Below are 18,242 nucleotides of genomic sequence, written 5' to 3'. Positions count from 1 at the left end.
AAATTATGGGACTATTTATAAAGAAAAAGGACTGCCAATGCTATGACCGTCCTTTCTCTATTTCTGCACTCACGAGTACAATTTTTTGAATATGTTTTAGATATTCACATTAGAATGCAAAGTGTTCTGCATCCAATGCCATAAGAGGATCTAGGCCACCTGCAATCACTTCTACATGAGAGCGAACGCGTGGTAAGATTTTCTTGAAGTAGAAGCGAGCAGTCGTTACTTTTGCATTGTAGAAATCAACATCTGTTGTTCCTGCAGCTAAAGTTTCTTGTGCAACTAGTGCCATGCGAGCCCATAAATAAGCAAGCGTTACATAACCAGAGAAGTAGAGGTAATCGACTGCAGCAGCACCTACTTCTTCAGGGTTTTGCATTGCTTTCATACCAATCTGCATGGTTAAGTCGCCCCATTCTTTGTTTAGCGCAGCAAGCGGCTCAACAAATTCTTTCATGGCAGCGTTGTCTTTGTTAGCTTCAACAAATTTATGGATGATCTTGGTGAAGTCTTTCAACATTGCACCTTGAGTACCCAATACTTTACGGCCTAACAAGTCAATTGCTTGAATTTCAGTCGTACCTTCGTACAAGCAAGAGATACGTGTATCACGTACGATTTGTTCCATACCATGTTCAGAAATGAAGCCGTGGCCACCAAATACTTGAACACCGTGTTTTGCAGATTCAGAACCTGTTTCAGTCAAGAATGCTTTAGCAATTGGGGTTAGTAGAGACAAGATGTTGTCAGAGAATTTACGTTCTTCTTCCGTTGCACCTTGTTCCACGATATCGGCATGGAAAGACAATAAGTAAACCAGAGCACGACCAGCTTCAGCAAATGATTTTTGCGTAAGCAGCATGTTGCGTACTGCAGGGTGAACGATAATTGGATCTGCTTCTTTTTCAGGTGCTTTAGGGCCTGAAAGTGAACGCATTGCCAAACGGTCTTTTGCGTAAGCAAGTGCACCTTGGAAAGCGCCTTCAGAAGCTGAAAGACCTTGTACAGCAGTACCGATACGTGCAGTGTTCATGAATGTGAACATGCAGTTTAGACCGCGGTTTTCAGGGCCAATCAAGAAGCCTTTTGCGTTATCAAAGTTGATGACACAAGTCGCGTTACCATGGATACCCATTTTGTGTTCAATCGAACCACAACGTACAGCATTGCGCTCACCAATTGAGCCATCAGCATTTACATTGAATTTAGGTACGATGAATAATGAAATACCTTTCGTGCCTTTTGGTGCACCTGGAAGACGAGCAAGGACGATATGGATGATGTTTTCAGCCATGTCGTGTTCACCAGCAGAGATAAAGATTTTCTCGCCAGAGATTGCGTAGCTACCGTCTGCTTGTGGTTCAGCTTTAGAACGGATAATACCTAAGTCAGAACCTGCATGAGATTCTGTTAAGCACATGGTACCTGTCCATTCACCTGAAACAAGTTTAGGCAGGTAAGTGTCTTTTTGTTCTTGAGAACCGTGGTGTTCTAAAGTACGTACAGCACCATGAGATAGACCAGGATACATACCCCAAGCCCAGTTCGACGTACCCACCATTTCTGAAATGATGTTACCTAGTGAAACTGGTAGACCTTGACCGCCATACTGTTCTTCAGCAGACAAAGACGGGAAACCGAGTTCGATATATTTTTGATACGCTTCTTTAAAACCAGTTGGTGTTGTTACAACGCCATCATTCCAAGTACAACCTTCACGGTCGCCGACTTGGTTAAGAGGAGAAAGTTCATTTTCACAGAAGTCAGCAGCAGCTTCTAGATATTGGTCAACCAACTCACGACTTACGGTGTCTGAAAATGCAGGCAGTTGTGCATAGTGATCTTCTGCTTTTAAAAGTTCATGCAGAACAAATTGCATATCACGTAAGGGCGCTTTGTATTGTGGCATATCGTTTTCCTCAATACTGGTTTCTACCAGCGTTAGTAATCCTAAATAACATTTGAACGTGTCTTCAATGACACGTATTGGAATGGTTCTAATCGTGCAACATCTTCTTATTGGGTACAAGCATTTCAGGGTGATTTGTTGGTGACTGTAAAGTCAAAGAAATATCCCTTGAAAAAGCTAAGTGCATTGAGTGTAAACGCTTTTAGATGAAAATGAATGACACAAATAGTCAAAAAGCGTAAAAAGATATGTCCAATAAAAAAGGCACTCATGGGAGTGCCTTTTTTACGCAATGATATCGCGATCTAAGTTTGGATTATTTTACTGGTGCTGGCGTTGGGGCAACAGGGGCTTTAGGTTGGAAGCGAACTTCACATTTACCATTGATCTGCTGTTCGCCAACTTTAATCGCAACCGCGCTGCCATCGGTTTTGCCTTGGCATGCTTTCATAATCGCTTGTTGTTTGGCTTGGCGTTCCGCTAAACGCTGATCAAACTGTTTAGTCAGCTCTGCACGTTTTGCATCAGTCAGTGGCTCACCGCGTTGCATCTGACCACGTATGTCGCCACGCATTGGACGATGTTCACCGCGCATTGGTTTGTGTTCACCACGTGCTTTTTTCATGTCTTGACGGTCTGCTTTGAACACCATGGTACATGTACCATCAATATTTTTATCGCCAGCTTTTACTTGAACTGTTGAACCTGTAGCCTTGCCATTACAAGCTTTTTGCATATCAGCAAACACTTGACGTTGCTCGGCACGCATTTGTTTAAAATGTTCACGTTGCTCAGGTGACATACGACGATCTTGATCACCATGATGTTGTTTCATCATACGGCCATGATCGTTATCTTTTGGTGCGGTTGTCGATTGACAGGCAGTTAATGCACCCATGCTCAGTACGCTTGCACCGATTAAAGCAATTTTGGTCATTTGTTTCATAGTCTTTACCCCACCAGATTAGATCTTTTTCCGATGGTTAAAGATTAAATAATAAAGATGTAGAAACAATGGAGAGTTTTTTAGTTGCGTGTTCGCTACAATAATGAATATAGAAGAAAAATGAGAGCTCTCTTTTGAAAATACGTCGTATCCCGATTGCCCTACGCTTGTTTCTGACTGTGCTGTTGACGACGCTCGTCATCACAACGGTAAGTCTTGGCGTTTTGCATTGGAATATGCAGCGTAATTTCACCAAATATGTGGCCGATGTCGAGATGCAAAAGCTTGACCATGTCATTGAAAATTTAGCCGATGTGTATACGGTCTATCATGATTGGGGCAATGCGATTCAGGCACAGATTCTGCAAATTGAAGGGCAGGCAGCGCCAGATGACTATGATCGTCTCTCTCGGTGGTGGCTACGTCGTCAATATGACATTGCATTGCAGCAGCGCTATTTCCAAGATCATAGTTTAAATGCAGCATCGATGCTGGCAACACCACAGCAAACAGCAGAGCAAAAAATTGAAGAGCTGAAATGGCTGGAACAAAACTTACCATCTGAGTTCCAACCCTTTGAAGGTTTAAAATTTCCTTTAAGTACGAACCAAAATGTATTCCGTCCAAAAGAGTCGAACACGGATGAAAAAGATGCAGATCAATCCTCACAAAGTAACAGTAATAATGGTGGTAAGAAACAATTTATCCAAATGCCTGACCGCTTGGGCTTGAGTTCGCGTTTATCTTTATATGATGCACATCGCCAATTTGTTGTGGGTGAGCCGACAGATGAACAAATCTCTTATCGTCCGATTATGGTGAATAATCAAATCGTGGGATATTTGGGGCTCAAACCTGTCCTCGATCAAGATGATGCGATCAGTATTAACTTCTTTAGTAAGCAAAAACGTTATTTATTATTGGTTTATGCGCTTACGTTTATTGCAAGTTTGATTGCAGCATTGTTATTGGCAACATACTTTAAAAAACCGATTCAGCGTTTGTTAATGGGAACACGTGAATTAACCAAGGGCAATTATCAACATCAAGTTGCAGTGAACCGTAATGATGAGCTTGGTGATTTATCGAATGAATTGAATCAGTTGGCCGTAATTCTCGATCAGCATGAAACGTCACGTCGTCAATGGGTGGCTGATACTTCACATGAATTGAAAACGCCATTGGCCGTGTTACAGGCTCAAATTGAGGCGATGCAGGACGGTATTCGTAAGCCAACGCCAGAGCATTTTACTTCGATGCTGAATCAAGTGAGTAGTTTGAAAAAATTGACCAAAGATTTGGCAGATTTGGCACAAGCCGATGCACAGCAATTAAATTGTTATCTCACTACGATTAATCCGTGGGATGTCGTTATGCAGGAAGTTGAAAGCTTTAAACCGAAGTTTGAACAAGCCGATTTGAAAATTACCGCAACGGGCGATGGCACTTCATTACAATTAGATATAGACCGTTTTAAACAGATTATGGTCAACTTATTGGGTAACAGTATTCGTTATACGGAAGCTGGTGGTGAAGTGCATGTTCATACTGAGCAAGATGAAACCCAGTGGACCGTGTATGTTGATGACAGCCCATTTGGTTTAACTGATGAACAGTTGGAACGTTTAGGTGAGCGTTTCTATCGTGTGGATGATTCACGTACGCGTGCAACTGGTGGTACAGGATTAGGATTGGCGTTATCCGTAAAAATAGCTAGAGCATTGGGTGGAGAGTTGAGTTTTGATCATTCTCCATTGGGCGGTTTGCGTTGCAAATTGACATTTCCCAAACAGATGAAATATTAAAAGGAAGCATGCATGAAACATATCATGTTGGTTGAAGATGAAGTGGAACTTGCACAGCTAGTGCGTGATTATCTAGAGGCTGCAGGCTTTGAAGTCAGCATGTTTCATGATGGTCAAGAAGCCTATGACAGCTTCACGCAGCGTAAGCCGAGTCTAATGATTTTGGACCTAATGGTGCCACGTATGGATGGCTTAACCATTTGCCGTAAAGTCCGTGAGCAGTCTGATTTGCCGATTATTATGGTGACTGCACGCACTGAAGAAATTGACCGTGTATTGGGGCTTAATATGGGTGCTGATGATTACGTCTGTAAGCCATTTAGCCCAAAAGAATTAGTGGCTCGTGTACAAGCCGTTCTGCGCCGTTTAGACCGTAAAGCTGAACCTGAAGCCAATGATTTATTCCGTATGGACAAATCACAGCAGCGTATTTGGTATCAACAAAAAGCGTTGAGCTTAACGCCAACAGAGTTTCGTTTACTAGAGTTGTTTTTAGAGCATGTAGGGCAGGTGTATTCACGTGCGCAGTTACTGGATCATATCAACCCAGACAGTTTTGAAGTGGCTGACCGTGTGATTGATAGTCATATTAAAAATTTACGTCGTAAGATTTCAGATGCAGCGGAAACCGGCAACCGTCATGAGTGGATTCAAGCCGTGTATGGCGTTGGTTATCGTTTTGAATATCCAGAAGATTAAAATAGATTGTAAATACTGAAAGGACAGGCTTCGGCCTGTTTTTTTTGCTACGTGTATAGCTAGTTGCATTAATTTTAAATACAAGAAGAACCGAAAGCCATAAAGACTTAAAATGCGAAATTTGCGCATTTAATGAAAATTGGTTATTATTTTGCTGGAATATTCACCAGTATGTTTGAGCTGGCAGAGTTCAATGTAGAGATAACAATTTTTAAAAATGGAACAGCCAGAGGGCAGAACAGATGAAAAATAGCGCTTTTGTAAAAATAATAATGGTCACGGGTGTCTTGGGTTTAACGGCATGTGGTGGTAGTGATCGTGACGAGACAGGGAGTGTACCGCCAGAGCCAGTTGCCGATGCTATGGTACAAAAGAGTGTAGAAGAGCTGACTTTATTAGATGTGAATAATCTTGCTTTAAATGCTGCGTCGATTCAGATTTTAAGTGATGAAGAATGGCAAAAAGTACAATCAGGCAGTCTGAAAATAGCAACGAATACAATTACAGCAGATGATTCTGAGCAGTTCTTTCCACCGATCAATAGTTTACCGACAGCGGCACATTTTAAAGGTCAAAGTTATCTTGCCAATGCTCAAGGCATCGTTAAACTGCCTAAATTGGCTGCAGGCACATATTATGTTTTGGTCACTAAAAATGGACAGTCTGCAGTTTCGGCATTCTTGATCCATCCTAAAAATACCAATAAGAGCATTGTGTTGAATGTGGTTCTCAACTGCTTAGACCAAGACTGTCAGACACTAAGTGATGCACCAGTCAATGATGCAGTGGTCGGAACATTGTCTGGTCAAGTGATTTTTAAAGGGAAACCTTTGGCGAATGCGCAAGTGTCATTGTCTGGCGGTACAGCGACCAATGGCGCATTTGTTAGTGCTTTGACTGATGCCAATGGATATTTCACGCTTTCATTTAATGTATCCAGTGCGCTGCTTGAAGCATTGAAAAATGCCACGCTCACCATTAACGGTGCAGGAATTAATACTATTACGAAAAAAGTTACGGTCATTGCTTCTTCTGCATCGGGCTATCAATTTGAAGTGCTGCCTGAAACGGCATCTGCAGATGTGGTATGGCGTGAAACTTTTGAAGTGGACTCTGCAACCCGCAATGCATGGACAAGGTCGCAACCAAGTGTGGCTAATGTCGATTGGCAGTTGCTAAACAAAGGTCACAACATTCGTAATAATCAAGTGAATCAGCGTGTACGCTTAGCGCCAAATGACCAAAGTCAAGGCAAGGTGCCTGAGCCACTGCAAGGTAATACGGCATATTGGTATGGTGACAAAGTAAATGGCAACTTTATTGGCGCTTTAAGTGATTCATCTTTGGCTCCAGAGTTTGATGGCGGAACATCTAATACCCATAATATGGGTGAGTTAATCTCACCTGCCATTAATCTAAGCCAGTATCAAGCGCCTTTGAGTTTAAGCTTTAAAACATGGTGGGAAATTGAGTCTGTCAATCCAAATAATCAGGGATTCGATTTGATGAATATTTTAGTTTCTACCGACGGCGGCAATAGCTTCAAGACTTTGGCTCGATTAAACCCGCTGGCAGATCCATCCTCGGCATATGAGCGCGCGCCGATTCCATACAGTAATTTAGGCTTTAACCTCGCACCGGCTGCTGTTCAGCAAGAAGCAATTTCATTAGATGAATATGCAGGCAAGGCCAATGTTCAGCTGAAATTCCAATTCAGAACAGTCGATCAACTTTATAACGGTTTCCGCGGTTGGATGATTGATGATGTGGTGATTCAGAAAAAAGCCGGAACTTTCCCATTATTTGATGGTGCGAGTTTTGACGAAAATTTAGATAGTTTCTCTCAGGACTATAGTGGCGTCGCTGCAAAACAAGCGGACACTGTGCTGAAAAGCACGAAGAGTTATGCACGGTGGGCTGAAGTTCCACAGCGTAAATAACGATTTACATGGTGGTGCAGTATGAATGGTTAGAATAGGTTTAGACGTACTGCATTCACTATCAATCATCCATCAAGTGCAGTGAATGCTAAAAAGCAGCTCTCTATTGAGGGCTGTTTATATTTAAAGGGACAATATATTCAGCCACTTAAGTATGCTGGCAGCTAGAGCTTCCGGCTGTTCGAGTGGAATCTTATGGCTCGTATTGTCCATCCTATCAATTTGACCAAGTGCTATGGAGAAATGCAGCTCACGCGCTGTATTCCATAATGATTCATACAGAAATGATCTGCGAATATTTGGCTGCAAAGAGCTGCACAGGCTACAATCCACTTTTTTATAAGATGAGAACGTGTTGTGAGCAGCGAAATGCCTCAACTGCAGCGCCGATTAAAGAACCGCCATATTCAGCTGATTGCAATGGGTGGCGCAATCGGGACAGGGCTATTTTTAGGCTCTGCGCATATTATTGAGTCGGCTGGACCATCGATAATTCTGGGCTATTTGATTGGTGGTTTGATTGCTTTTCTGATTATGCGCCAGCTGGGCGAGATGATCGTGCAAGAGCCAGTCACAGGTTCATTCAGTTATTTTGCTTTTAAATATTGGGGCAAGTTTGCGGGCTTTTTAACAGGCTGGAACTACTGGATTCTGTATATTTTAGTAGTGATGACCGAGCTGACCGCGATAGGCAAATATATCAATTACTGGTGGCCGCATGTGCCTGCTTGGGTTTCAGTTTTGGTGTTTTTTGCTGTGATTACGCTAGCCAATTTAGCCAATGTCAAACTGTATGCAGAATCTGAATTTTGGCTGTCGATGATTAAGGTTGTGGCGATTGTTGCCATGATTATTTTTGGTATATACCTGCTACTTACAGCAGGCGCAGACTCTACCGCTTCGATTAGTAATTTATGGGTACATGGCGGCTTCTTCCCGCACGGTTTTGAAGGCTTATTCTACATGCTAGCCTTTATGATGTTTGCTTTTGGCGGCATTGAATTAATCAGCATGGCGGCGGCTGAAACTGAAAATCCTGATCAAAATATCCCGAAAGCGGTGAATCAGACCGTAATCCGCGTGTTCTTATTTTATATCTGTTCTTTGGCTGTATTGCTGTCGCTGGTGCCGTGGAACCAGTTGAAACTTGGCGGTTTGGATCATAGTCCTTTTGTGATGATTTTTAATCAGATGGGGATTGATTGGGCGGCGCATTTGCTGAATTTTATTATTTTGACGGCCTCCGTTTCGGTCTGTAATAGCGGCATGTATGCCAATAGCCGCATGCTGCTCGGTTTGGCAGAACAGGGCAATGCGCCAAAAGCCTTTAAACAGGTGAATAAGCACGGGACACCGATTGCTGCGGTTTTATTTTCAGCTTTGTTGATTTTTGGCTGTGTGCTGCTGAATTATTTCTTGCCCGAAAAAGCATTGAGTTATTTGATTTATATCGTGGTGAGCGCTGCGGTGCTGAATTGGATGCTGATTAGCTTAATTCATTTAAAGTTTAGAAAAGCGATGCATCAGCAGGGCATACTGACCAAGTTTCCTGCATTATTTGCGCCGTTCACCAACTATTTTGTTTTGTTGTTCATGCTGATGATTTTGTACATCATGTGGAATCAGGGTTTTATGTTGTCGGTGCTGATGCAGCCCGTATGGATTTTATTGCTGTTTGTACTGTTTAAGGTGATGCAAGCAAAGAAAGTTTAATAAGATGGAGGCTTAGGGACGAGCCTTTGTTCACTGTCACTAAAAAATGATTTTGAAAAATTCTGACAAGATACGCAAATTGAGTGAATATTCATGTAAAGACCGCTCTAGTGCACTAAATTCTAGTGTGTCTTTTTATAAGTTTATGATTTTTATTGTATAAAATAAATTATTTCGTATAACGTGTATTATGTTAATTTTAGGAAATCTTTAGAATCACTATGCAGATAATCAATTCAATTGCGAATCACTTTATATTGTTTTCTATACAATAGTTTTTCCATTTATTTTTAAAGTCTTCCACGGCTTTCTCTGCGTCTTCCTCTTTGGTATAGACAGCTGATTTCTTTGCTTCATCTACTATCTGATTGAAAATTTCACCTTCCTCTTTGAAGAGGTTGCTATAAATACTTTTAGCTTTTTCTACATCTGAACCCATTTGATGAAAAGTCATCAATGTGTCTGCTGCATATGCAATTCCATCACATTGTTCATTGTCATCCGCATATGAAAAGGAACAAGTTAGTAATAATATCGAAAAAATTATTGGTTTTTTCATAATGGGAAATTTCATTTTAAATATGAATACTAAAAGATTTCTATGGATATTAAAATCCATAGAATTTTACTTCATTTAACATAATAGTGATTATTTGAAATTCTCAATATTAACTTAATTGTAAGGGAAGTGTTATCTAAACACCCCTCAGCAACTCAATCCTTTGCCGCTGTCCTTTATTTAACTTCGATACAACCAATTCATACGAATTTAGCACCAAATCCTGCAGCAGCTCCACTTCCAATGCGTCATCTATAAAAACAGAAATCCAATGCTGTTTATTCATATGCCAGCCCGCACGAATAAAAGGATAAATATCCTTCAGCATCGTGCCATTATCAGGCAGCACTTTTAAATTGATGACTGCTTTGCCTTCTAAATGAAAACTCAGCATAAAAACCTTATCCATCACCTTAAACACATCACAGCCTTCACCAAATGGCTGGCTGCACGTGGTTTCAGGCAGGGCTAAGGCTGTCTTCGCAGCTACAGCATGTAATGCAATCATAAGGGATAACCAAAAATAAGCCTGAGCGTTAAAGCCTAAGGATGAATATGAATCGCTGTATCGTTATTCACCAGTTGCCAAATTTCATCCATATCAATATTGCGCACTGCAATACAGCCCCAAGTCCAATCTTTTTGTGGGAAATACGTCATCAGTTGTGGTGCAGCTTTCATTTGTAAACTGGTCGCCGAACCATGAATCATAATGTCACCACCTGCAGAAACCCCTAGATTTTTAGCCTTCTGTTTATCGGCCGCATTGGGGTAAGAGATATGCAGCGACTTATAAAATGAACTTTGCGGATTGCGCCAATCTATATGATAAGTTCCTTCTGGCGTCTTGCCATCACCTTCTTGAACTTTATGTCCAAGCGGTTGAAAACCCAGACGCATCGGGTAACGCCGAATGACCTGATCCTGATGTTTTAACTCTAAATAACGCTCAGCTTTATGTACTTGAATACTGTCGATCGGCGTTTCTGTGCGAATTTTTTGAATTTGCAAATCACTTAATTTAGGTGGAAAGGCTAGTGCATTGGTAGGTGTAGGTAGATATTTTTCAAATTTTTGATAGGCAAGATAGGCTGCCGCAATACAGAAGAGGGTAGCGAAACTAAAAATGGCGATACGTTTTCTTGTCATTATTTTTTAGAGGATGAAATGCTTTCGCAGTCCATCCATTTTTCAATTGTGGATAATGTCTAAATTATCCACAATTTTGCTTCGACTGAAGCATGAATTTGTGGATAAATGTTTAAGATGAACAGCTCACCATCACTTCAGGCACATCACTTGGCAAGGGGCCTAAATCTTCTGTTGTTTCCAGTTCAGGCTGTTTGCTAAAGGGCTGACTGAGCAATGTAAACAAGCGTTCAACTTCAGAAAAATCATTGCGTTCAGCAAGCTCAATCGCCTTTTGAGCCATATGGTTACGCAAGATATATTGCGGATTGGCCTGTGCCATTTCCGCATCTAAAGCATCGGTGTCCTGATGCTCACGGATACTTTCATATTGTGCCAAGAAACCTTCAAAGGCGCGGCGGTCTAAGCAGTCATCTTTAATGGCTTCATATTCATGATTTTGCAGACGAATAAAGCTTTGCGTGTAGTCCAGCTGTTCACTTTGCAGAATACGCAAAAAGGCCATGGCGCAGTCAAAGCTGTCTTTATGGAAACTTGGCAAACCCATTTTCTGAGCTAAGCCCAATTTATAATGTTCCAAGAAGGTCAGTTCAAAATGCTCTAAGCACTTAGCTAAATCTTCTTTCCACTGTTCTTTGTCATAGTCCGTAGGGCAGAGCGGAATGAGATTATTCAGCCATTGCCATAAATTCCAATGCCCGATACTTGGCTGCTGCTGATAGGTATAGCGGCCTTGGTAATCCGAATGGTTATTGATCCAGTTTGGACGGAAGCGTTCCATAAATCCATAAGGTCCAAAATCGAGCGTTGAACCAGTAATATTCAGATTGTCAGTATTCATCACGCCATGTGCAAAGCCAATCAGCTGCCATTTGGCAATCATCACTGCGGTACGCTGAATGACTTGAGTGGCAAAAGCTAAAATCGGTTGTTCGGCATCCAAGCATTCAGGGTAGTGCCATTCAATGCATTTTTGCGTGAATTCAGGTAGTAAATCACCCTGATATTGATTGATCCATTCAAAATGTCCCAATCGGATATGACAGTCAGATGTACGTAGCATCATCGCGCCAAGCTCGAGTTTTTCACGCTGTACGCCTTGTTCAGAGCTGGTAAAACCCACGGCATTACTTGATGCAACACCTAAGCTGTTCAGCGCATGTCCTGCAAGATATTCACGAACTACTGAACGTAGCACCGCACGGCCATCACCCATGCGTGAATAAGGCGTAGAGCCGGCGCCTTTAAGGTGCAGGTCAATGGTTTGCCCATGTTTATCGATGATTTGCGCAATCAATAAGCCGCGTCCATCGCCTAATTGGCCGGCCCATTGTCCAAACTGGTGACCTGCATAGACCATCGCTAGCGGCTCAAATTCCTCAAATATTTTTTGCCCGCTGCAAATCTCTATCCATTGAGCTTTATCTTCATCCGACCATTGTAACTGTTCAGCCAAAGCAGCATTGAAATGTCCTGATTTTGAGCCTTTTAAGGGTACAGGCTGCTGATGATGGTACAAGCGAGGTGGCAGGGTATTATAGCGGGCATTGAACAGCATAATGATCTTTAAAAATTCAAATTATGTTTAAACTATAGCAAAGACCAGATAGAAAAACTGTAGCTTAAAATGATATAGCCTCCACAAGGGAGGCTATATCATTTGAGAAGCTTAAAACAATTAAGCGGTTCTCTTTTTCAAATTACGCATTAATTGATTCAGTGTTTCACGGTGCTGAGATAGGCGTTGTTCAACTTGCTGGAATTCAAGTTTGAGTTTGTCATCCATTTGATGAATTTTTTCAGCAACTGCTGTTTTCTTCGCTTGAATTTCCTGTTCTTTTAATTTTGCCCAGTCATTCAAAGTTTGCGAAAACGCATCATATTCTTGAGAAATACGTTGTTTTGCTGTTGCAATGTCATCGGTCATATTCAGACCATAAATCGCAAGGTCTTGTTCAGCATATTTAAACTTCATTGCCAACTCAGCTTTTTTAATATTAAAGCTTGGAATACGACGTAAGTTCTTTGCCAAACCTAATTTAGAACATGACCAAATTAGCCATTTAGTGGGGTCATATTGCCACCATTTCACACCATTACGGTAGTCGTATTGGAAAATGTGGTGATAGTTATGATAACCCTCACCCCAAGTTGCAATAGCTAACCAGAAGTTATCACGCGCGGTATTTTCGTCAGTATATGGACGTTTACCCCACATGTGGCATAGTGAGTTAATAAAGAATGTCACATGATGGCTTAAGATTAGGCGCATTAAACCACCCAATAATAGAACGCCCCACATGTCGCCTACAGCCCAACCGATTGGTACTAAAATCGCTGCATGAACAGCAATTACCAGTGGAATGTAGTATTTATCTTGGAACAAAACGACTTTATCTTTTAACAGATCAGGTGCGTTTTTATAGTTTGGTTCTGCTGCTGGATAATCACGAAGCATCCACCCGATATGGGCATACCAGAAACCACGATTAATCGAGTATGGATCTTGGTCAATATCGTCTACATGACGGTGATGTGTACGGTGACCTGAAGCCCAGAACAAAATACTGTTCTGAACAGCAAAAGTACCCATGAGCATTAAAATGATTTTTAAAGGCAAGGTTGCTTCATAAGCACGGTGTGCCCACAAGCGGTGATAACCCGCAGTAATACCTAAACTGCTGACACCCAGTAAAACAAACATACTGATCCAAGCAGCGGCACTAAAATCATGATTAATGGCATATAACGGAATTGCAATAACTGCGACAATAGGTAAAAACACCAATGCAAAAATAGCAATCCAGTTCATTGGGGCTTTGGGTAGGGGAGCATTCATCTCCAACAGCACTCCTGAAACCTTGGGAGGTATAGATAGGACTAATCCCATTAATTTTTTAAGGGATTTTAAACGTACAGAATAGTAGCACGGGAAAACCCGTTTTCACCACTGTTATTGTACAGTTGTATTGTTCTAAACAGTAACATAATACGACTGAAGATATTTGACTTTTTGTGGGGTAAAAAAGATGCTAAAAAAACAGCAAAATCGTCAAAATAATCCGCAGCTTTTGGTCAAACACTGTATCTGGGGCGGCTTTCTGATCAGTTGTCTGGGACTCATGGCCTGTCAAAGTTCTCCGACGCAGAAGGTGACTACAAAGTCACAAGGGAAGTCACATGGCAACAGCATTGAGCAGCCATTAAAAGTTATTCGCGTGAATGATGGGATACAAGATATTCCATGGACGATTGTGCAAATTGCTGGGCAAAAAGCCAAGTTCTTTCATCATCAACCTTATCTTCAGTTCAATTCGCAATTTCGACAAATTCAGGGAAATACGGGATGTAACACTATCAGTGGCACTTATGTGATTGATACCTTAAAACACAGCATTGATTTGAATGCGCGAGCAGGCTATTTCAGTTGTGATTCGGCTTTGGCTCAAGAGGCTGAACTTTCAGATGCCTTGCAAGCCGCAACACAATTCCAAATACAAGGGAAACACATGACGATGCAAAACAGTCGGGGACAAACTGTATTGGTTTTGGAAAGAAAATAGACCGATTAAAATAGCGACGTGTTGATCGAGAAGTGAATTACACAAATCTAGGGGAATAAAGCAGCATTAAAAATGCTGCATCATCAATTTAGGATAGTCGGTAATTAAGCCGTTAATGCCCCAATCTTTAAGCTGTTTAGCACGATCAACGTCGTTGACAGTCCACACGCTCACATTTAATTTTGCCTGCTGTGTGGCCAGAATAATGTCTGAATTGGCGAGTTGGTTCATCCAACCGATTTGAATACAACCTAATTCGAGTGCATGTTCAATCGCTTTAAATTTTACGTCCGTTTCAACCAGTAGCCCGCGTTTGAAGCTAGATTTTTTCTGTTGCAAAGCAAGATGAATTTTAGGGTCAAAACTGGTAATCACAGCAGAATGTTCAAAGCCTTGGAGCTGTTGTTCCAATGTTTCAGTCAACGCTTCAGCTTCAGCTTGTGTCTTCACCGCTTTCACTTCAACTTCAATATGATCGAAGTTATGAATAATTTTGAGCGTTTGTTCGAGCAGTGGCGTCGGTTCAACTTTATTCCATTCTGACCAAGTAACAGCATGGTTATAGGGTTCTAACTCTTGTGAACTACATTCATATAGATGTTTATCTTGACCTGCCGTTCGCATAAATTGGTCATCATGCATGATCACTAGGGCACGATCTTTCAGTTGCCGAACGTCAAATTCGACCGCACGAATCCCTAAATCTTGAATATATTGAAAACCGCCAAGGGTGTTTTCAGGTGCTTCGCCACGAGCGCCACGGTGTCCGATTATGCGCATAAAGGGCCTGCAAAGTTGAAAGATAAAAACATAGTGTCCTGTAAGCATGACAGGGAGATGACACTATTATTTTGAGCCGATCATTCTGAAATACAAGAATGATCGGACGAAATGTTTCGATTTATTTCAATGTAAAATAGACTTTTGATTGGTCAAAGGATTGAACAATGTTTTGATCCAAAACTTATTGATCAATCGTGTCGTTAATATTTTTTTGCCAAAGCACTTCAGAACCACCTTCGGCGCGCTGTAAGGTACGTGATGCAACAAATAACCAGTCTGATAGACGGTTTAGCAGTTGCAATGACGGTGCTTGAATGTTTTGGTCACGGTTATGTACAGCCATTAAACGGCGTTCTGCACGTCGGCAAACTGCACGTGCTTGATGGGCAAAGCTGCACACTAAAGTGCCTGAAGGCAAAATAAAGTCTTTCAGCATCGGGAGCGCTTCATTCATGCGGTCAATGTCATTTTCCAAAAACTCAATCGATACTGGCTGTACCAAGTTGAAGTTTGGAATGCAGACTTCACCGCCCAAATCAAATAACCAATGTTGAATCAGGCTAAGGGATTTGTCCCAAGTCGCTTTGTCTTCAATGCTGCTAAGCGCAATGTGCGAACGTAGAATGCCGATACTTGAATTGAGCTCATCGACATCGCCTAGGGCTTCAATGCGTAAATCATCCTTTGCTACACGTGATCCGTCACCTAAACCTGTCGTGCCTGAATCGCCTGTGCGGGTATAAATTTTACTTAAACGGTGGCCCATGTTAATTGTCCATTTTTGATAAAAAGTTGAATAAAGTGATGTGCATTAATATTTAACAGTGACACCGATAGAGGCTAAACGCCCACCATTCATATAATACAAACCTGAACCATACGATGAGGTTTTGTATTCGACATCACCAATATTTTGTAAATTGGTAAAGACTTTGAGGTTGGGATTGATATTCCAAAATGCACTCATATCAATAGTGGCATATCCGGGATTGCGTGCCTGATAATCCACGGTATCTGACTTGGCATTTAAGGTTGCATTCATGCCATAAATGTCATTGCTCCAACCTGTAGTCAAGCTTAAATTCTGACGTGGGCGACGCTGTAAATCTTGTTTTTTCTCATCATCTTGCGCTTTCACATAATGATAGCTGAGTTTGCTTGACCATCCGCTATTTTGCCATTGCAGATAGGTTTCCACACCTTGATACACCGCTGTATTTAGGTTTTCTAAGGTGTAATTTGGACCGTTCACAATCAAATGATCGACTTTGGTGTGGTACAAGGAAAGGCCGGTACTTAGCCCATGATTCAGCTTTTGATCGACACCAACCTCATAAGAAATGCTTTCTTCGGGCTTTAAGTTTGGATTGCCTGACCAACTGTTATAGCGTTCGTCTAAGGTGGGCGATTTAAACGCAGTACCAATATTGGCATATACACTGGTAAGAGGCAGTGCTTGCAGACGAATTGCAGCTTGACCAATGGTATGGCTGCCATATTTTGCATCGTCTTCTAAACGGATGCCGAGCTGTGTATTAAGACCATCTTGATGATATTGATGCTGTAAGTAATAACCTGTGCTGCGGTTATCATCTTGATAAGCCGTGCCATAAGACACAATATCACCGCTGATTTTGCGGTGTGTAATCCCGCTTAAAAGCGTTTGCTTTGGCGTCAGCTCAAATTTGGAATGGATTTCCGCTTCTTGGGTTTTATTGTGTGTGAAGTCGGTGGTTGAGACCTGATCTAGCTCATCTTTAAACTGAGAAAGTCGAGCGTGCAGTTCTAAAGCAGGTAACAGATGCACTTCACCACGGAGGTTGATCATTTCATTGTTAAAGTCTTGCGCGACATTGCTGTAGTTCAAGCAGTTATAGTCTTTATCTTCATTGCTACAACTGACATAAAAGCTGCGACCATCGTTATGACTATAGTCCAATGAATATGCATGATTTTCTTGTTTTGATCCGACTTTTGCACTCCAGCCTTTTTGGTCATAGCTTGCTGTGCTCAGTTCATCTAAATCAAAAACTTTGGTGGCATCTGATTCTAAGCGTTGCCCTCGAATCTGTGCATAATAGCCATTTTTTGCGGCATCTGCGCCAATAATACTTTTATAGGTTTTGTGTTCACCCACTTCTGTACTGGCAAAGGCGGTATTTTCTGAGGGTGTCTTGGAAATAATTTGTACCACACCGCCAATCGCATCTGAGCCATACAACACAGAGGCAGGGCCTTTTAAAACCTCTATTTGTTGAATATCGGTAGTATCCAAAAATTGTAATGGCGCCATGCCTGATGTTGCCGAGTTCAAACGCACGCCATCGCGCAGTACTAAGGTATGGTCGGATTCTGTGCCACGGACAAAAATCGAAGCAACTTGTCCTAAACCGCCGTTTTGCACCATATTGATAGATGCATCGTTACGCAGTAAATCACTCATTTGGGAAATAGGGGATTGCGCTATGGTTGCAGGTTCAATAATAGATATACGCGCAGGCACATTTTCTAATTTTTCTGCAGAACGTGTTGCTGTGACGACAATGGTATCCATTGTTGGTTGAGCAATGCGCGATTCATTTGCAAAACAAGATGTAGAAAAAGCCCAAGCGGCAGCAATGCCTGTAGCGAGTGCTGTAGGGCGAGCTAAAGTTGACATGCGATGCTCCATACATTTACCCCACGTAAATGATTGAGTGATAGAACACAGTGAGCAGGTATCGGACTGGCAAATTTACTTTTGCGCACCGTTGCGGGGGCAGTGTTGTGGAAACTTCCCATGCCAACTGTTGTGAATGGCTTAAGTATAGAGAACTCCGATTTATCGAACAATCGAAACTATGGGGTATTTGAAGATAGGTACATATACAGCTTGACTTGCTTTGGAGCAGAAATTAATCTGCCTGCGCTTCAGGTGCTTTCTTAATTGAGAAGTGAAACTGGGAAGTCAGTCCAGCAGTATAGAGCTGTTGTTATCTGACACTGCCCCCGCAACGGTGAATCGTTATTCATAACGTAAGTCCGGAGACCGGCCTGATGCAGACCTATTCATAATGCGGCGGGCGTTATAGCGGGATTGCATGCTTTTGTCTGAAAAATGGCAAGCCTTGTCTTACCCCAAAACCGCCTCGCGTTATCCAACTTTTATTTCGCACGGGCGGTGCGATCGGGGA

15 protein-coding genes and 1 riboswitch are annotated in these 18,242 nt (G+C 41.9%); of the genes, 5 read left to right on the top strand and 10 right to left on the bottom strand.

What is annotated here, in order from left to right; genetic code table 11:
• Window positions 1-109: 109 nt before the first annotated feature.
• Both G0029_RS12905 and G0029_RS12900 read right to left on the bottom strand, forming a co-directional pair.
• Window positions 110-1,912, bottom strand: coding sequence for an acyl-CoA dehydrogenase C-terminal domain-containing protein (locus G0029_RS12905; RefSeq protein ID WP_078194152.1), 1,803 nt, complete (start codon window positions 1,910-1,912; stop codon window positions 110-112).
• Window positions 1,913-2,228: 316 nt separating this feature from the next.
• On the bottom strand, window positions 2,229-2,858 hold the full coding sequence (locus tag G0029_RS12900) for a hypothetical protein (RefSeq protein ID WP_180108144.1): 630 nt from the start codon (window positions 2,856-2,858) through the stop codon (window positions 2,229-2,231).
• A 134-nt stretch (window positions 2,859-2,992) separates the two neighbouring features.
• Here G0029_RS12900 and baeS point away from each other — a divergent pair, with 134 nt between their 5' ends.
• From baeS to G0029_RS12880, 4 genes are all read left to right on the top strand, one after another.
• On the top strand, window positions 2,993-4,663 hold the full coding sequence (gene baeS, locus G0029_RS12895; protein WP_180108143.1) for a sensor histidine kinase efflux regulator BaeS: 1,671 nt from the start codon (window positions 2,993-2,995) through the stop codon (window positions 4,661-4,663).
• 12 nt (window positions 4,664-4,675) lie between these two features.
• Window positions 4,676-5,362 (top strand): response regulator, encoded by a 687-nt coding sequence (locus G0029_RS12890; RefSeq protein ID WP_180108142.1) that lies wholly within the window; start codon window positions 4,676-4,678, stop codon window positions 5,360-5,362.
• 242 nt (window positions 5,363-5,604) lie between these two features.
• Window positions 5,605-7,302: a carboxypeptidase regulatory-like domain-containing protein gene (locus G0029_RS12885; RefSeq protein WP_180108141.1), complete on the top strand. Its 1,698-nt coding sequence runs from the start codon at window positions 5,605-5,607 to the stop codon at window positions 7,300-7,302.
• A 357-nt stretch (window positions 7,303-7,659) separates the two neighbouring features.
• The gene (locus G0029_RS12880) at window positions 7,660-9,015 is read left to right on the top strand and encodes an amino acid permease (protein WP_180108140.1); all 1,356 of its coding nucleotides are present in this window, start codon (window positions 7,660-7,662) and stop codon (window positions 9,013-9,015) included.
• 247 nt (window positions 9,016-9,262) lie between these two features.
• On the opposite strand, the gene G0029_RS12875 is transcribed toward G0029_RS12880, so the two are convergent.
• From G0029_RS12875 to G0029_RS12855, 5 genes are all read right to left on the bottom strand, one after another.
• The gene (locus G0029_RS12875) at window positions 9,263-9,574 is read right to left on the bottom strand and encodes a 3-hydroxybutyryl-CoA dehydrogenase (RefSeq protein ID WP_194087871.1); all 312 of its coding nucleotides are present in this window, start codon (window positions 9,572-9,574) and stop codon (window positions 9,263-9,265) included.
• Between the two features lie 136 nt (window positions 9,575-9,710).
• Window positions 9,711-10,082 carry an MmcQ/YjbR family DNA-binding protein gene (locus G0029_RS12870; RefSeq protein WP_218948107.1) on the bottom strand — a complete coding sequence of 124 codons (372 nt, stop codon included), beginning with the start codon at window positions 10,080-10,082 and terminating at the stop codon, window positions 9,711-9,713.
• A 35-nt stretch (window positions 10,083-10,117) separates the two neighbouring features.
• Window positions 10,118-10,723: a L,D-transpeptidase family protein gene (locus G0029_RS12865; RefSeq protein WP_180108138.1), complete on the bottom strand. Its 606-nt coding sequence runs from the start codon at window positions 10,721-10,723 to the stop codon at window positions 10,118-10,120.
• A 112-nt stretch (window positions 10,724-10,835) separates the two neighbouring features.
• The gene (locus tag G0029_RS12860; protein ID WP_180108137.1) at window positions 10,836-12,281 is read right to left on the bottom strand and encodes a protein adenylyltransferase SelO; all 1,446 of its coding nucleotides are present in this window, start codon (window positions 12,279-12,281) and stop codon (window positions 10,836-10,838) included.
• 120 nt (window positions 12,282-12,401) lie between these two features.
• On the bottom strand, window positions 12,402-13,562 hold the full coding sequence (locus tag G0029_RS12855; protein ID WP_180109986.1) for an acyl-CoA desaturase: 1,161 nt from the start codon (window positions 13,560-13,562) through the stop codon (window positions 12,402-12,404).
• Window positions 13,563-13,752: 190 nt separating this feature from the next.
• Here G0029_RS12855 and G0029_RS12850 point away from each other — a divergent pair, with 190 nt between their 5' ends.
• Window positions 13,753-14,286 (top strand): META domain-containing protein, encoded by a 534-nt coding sequence (locus G0029_RS12850; protein ID WP_180108135.1) that lies wholly within the window; start codon window positions 13,753-13,755, stop codon window positions 14,284-14,286.
• Window positions 14,287-14,352: 66 nt separating this feature from the next.
• Here G0029_RS12850 and G0029_RS12845 read toward each other — a convergent pair whose 3' ends face one another.
• The 3 genes from G0029_RS12845 to G0029_RS12835 all read right to left on the bottom strand — a co-directional run bounded on the left by G0029_RS12845 (window position 14,353) and on the right by G0029_RS12835 (window position 17,728).
• A complete protein-coding gene (locus tag G0029_RS12845) occupies window positions 14,353-15,066 on the bottom strand; it encodes a glycerophosphodiester phosphodiesterase (protein WP_180108134.1) in 714 nt (237 codons plus the stop codon).
• A 184-nt stretch (window positions 15,067-15,250) separates the two neighbouring features.
• On the bottom strand, window positions 15,251-15,835 hold the full coding sequence (locus tag G0029_RS12840) for a cob(I)yrinic acid a,c-diamide adenosyltransferase (protein WP_067767700.1): 585 nt from the start codon (window positions 15,833-15,835) through the stop codon (window positions 15,251-15,253).
• 45 nt (window positions 15,836-15,880) lie between these two features.
• Window positions 15,881-17,728, bottom strand: a complete 1,848-nt coding sequence (locus G0029_RS12835; protein WP_227591825.1) for a TonB-dependent receptor plug domain-containing protein — start codon at window positions 17,726-17,728, stop codon at window positions 15,881-15,883.
• Between the two features lie 236 nt (window positions 17,729-17,964).
• A riboswitch (cobalamin riboswitch) is annotated at window positions 17,965-18,121 on the top strand.
• The last annotated feature ends 121 nt before the right edge of the window (window positions 18,122-18,242 follow it).

This window comes from Acinetobacter sp. YH12138 (assembly GCF_015218525.1).
Taxonomy (GTDB): Bacteria; Pseudomonadota; Gammaproteobacteria; order Pseudomonadales; family Moraxellaceae; genus Acinetobacter; species Acinetobacter amyesii.
The sequence above is the reverse complement of the archived record's forward strand: the minus strand, read 5'-3'. Positions and strand labels throughout refer to the sequence as shown.

Bases quoted from the DNA above. Each gene is read 5' to 3' on its own strand.
- G0029_RS12835 (WP_227591825.1), bottom strand. From the start codon at position 17,728: ATGTCAACTTTAGCTCGCCCTACAGCACTCGCTACAGGCATTGCTGCC.
- G0029_RS12855 (WP_180109986.1), bottom strand. From the start codon at position 13,562: ATGAATGCTCCCCTACCCAAAGCCCCAATGAACTGGATTGCTATTTTT.
- G0029_RS12850 (WP_180108135.1), top strand. From the start codon at position 13,753: ATGCTAAAAAAACAGCAAAATCGTCAAAATAATCCGCAGCTTTTGGTC.
- G0029_RS12845 (WP_180108134.1), bottom strand. From the start codon at position 15,066: ATGCGCATAATCGGACACCGTGGCGCTCGTGGCGAAGCACCTGAAAAC.
- G0029_RS12905 (WP_078194152.1), bottom strand. From the start codon at position 1,912: ATGCCACAATACAAAGCGCCCTTACGTGATATGCAATTTGTTCTGCAT.
- G0029_RS12865 (WP_180108138.1), bottom strand. From the start codon at position 10,723: ATGACAAGAAAACGTATCGCCATTTTTAGTTTCGCTACCCTCTTCTGT.
- G0029_RS12900 (WP_180108144.1), bottom strand. From the start codon at position 2,858: ATGAAACAAATGACCAAAATTGCTTTAATCGGTGCAAGCGTACTGAGC.
- G0029_RS12840 (WP_067767700.1), bottom strand. From the start codon at position 15,835: ATGGGCCACCGTTTAAGTAAAATTTATACCCGCACAGGCGATTCAGGC.
- G0029_RS12885 (WP_180108141.1), top strand. From the start codon at position 5,605: ATGAAAAATAGCGCTTTTGTAAAAATAATAATGGTCACGGGTGTCTTG.
- G0029_RS12890 (WP_180108142.1), top strand. From the start codon at position 4,676: ATGAAACATATCATGTTGGTTGAAGATGAAGTGGAACTTGCACAGCTA.
- G0029_RS12870 (WP_218948107.1), bottom strand. From the start codon at position 10,082: ATGATTGCATTACATGCTGTAGCTGCGAAGACAGCCTTAGCCCTGCCT.
- G0029_RS12860 (WP_180108137.1), bottom strand. From the start codon at position 12,281: ATGCTGTTCAATGCCCGCTATAATACCCTGCCACCTCGCTTGTACCAT.
- G0029_RS12875 (WP_194087871.1), bottom strand. From the start codon at position 9,574: ATGAAAAAACCAATAATTTTTTCGATATTATTACTAACTTGTTCCTTT.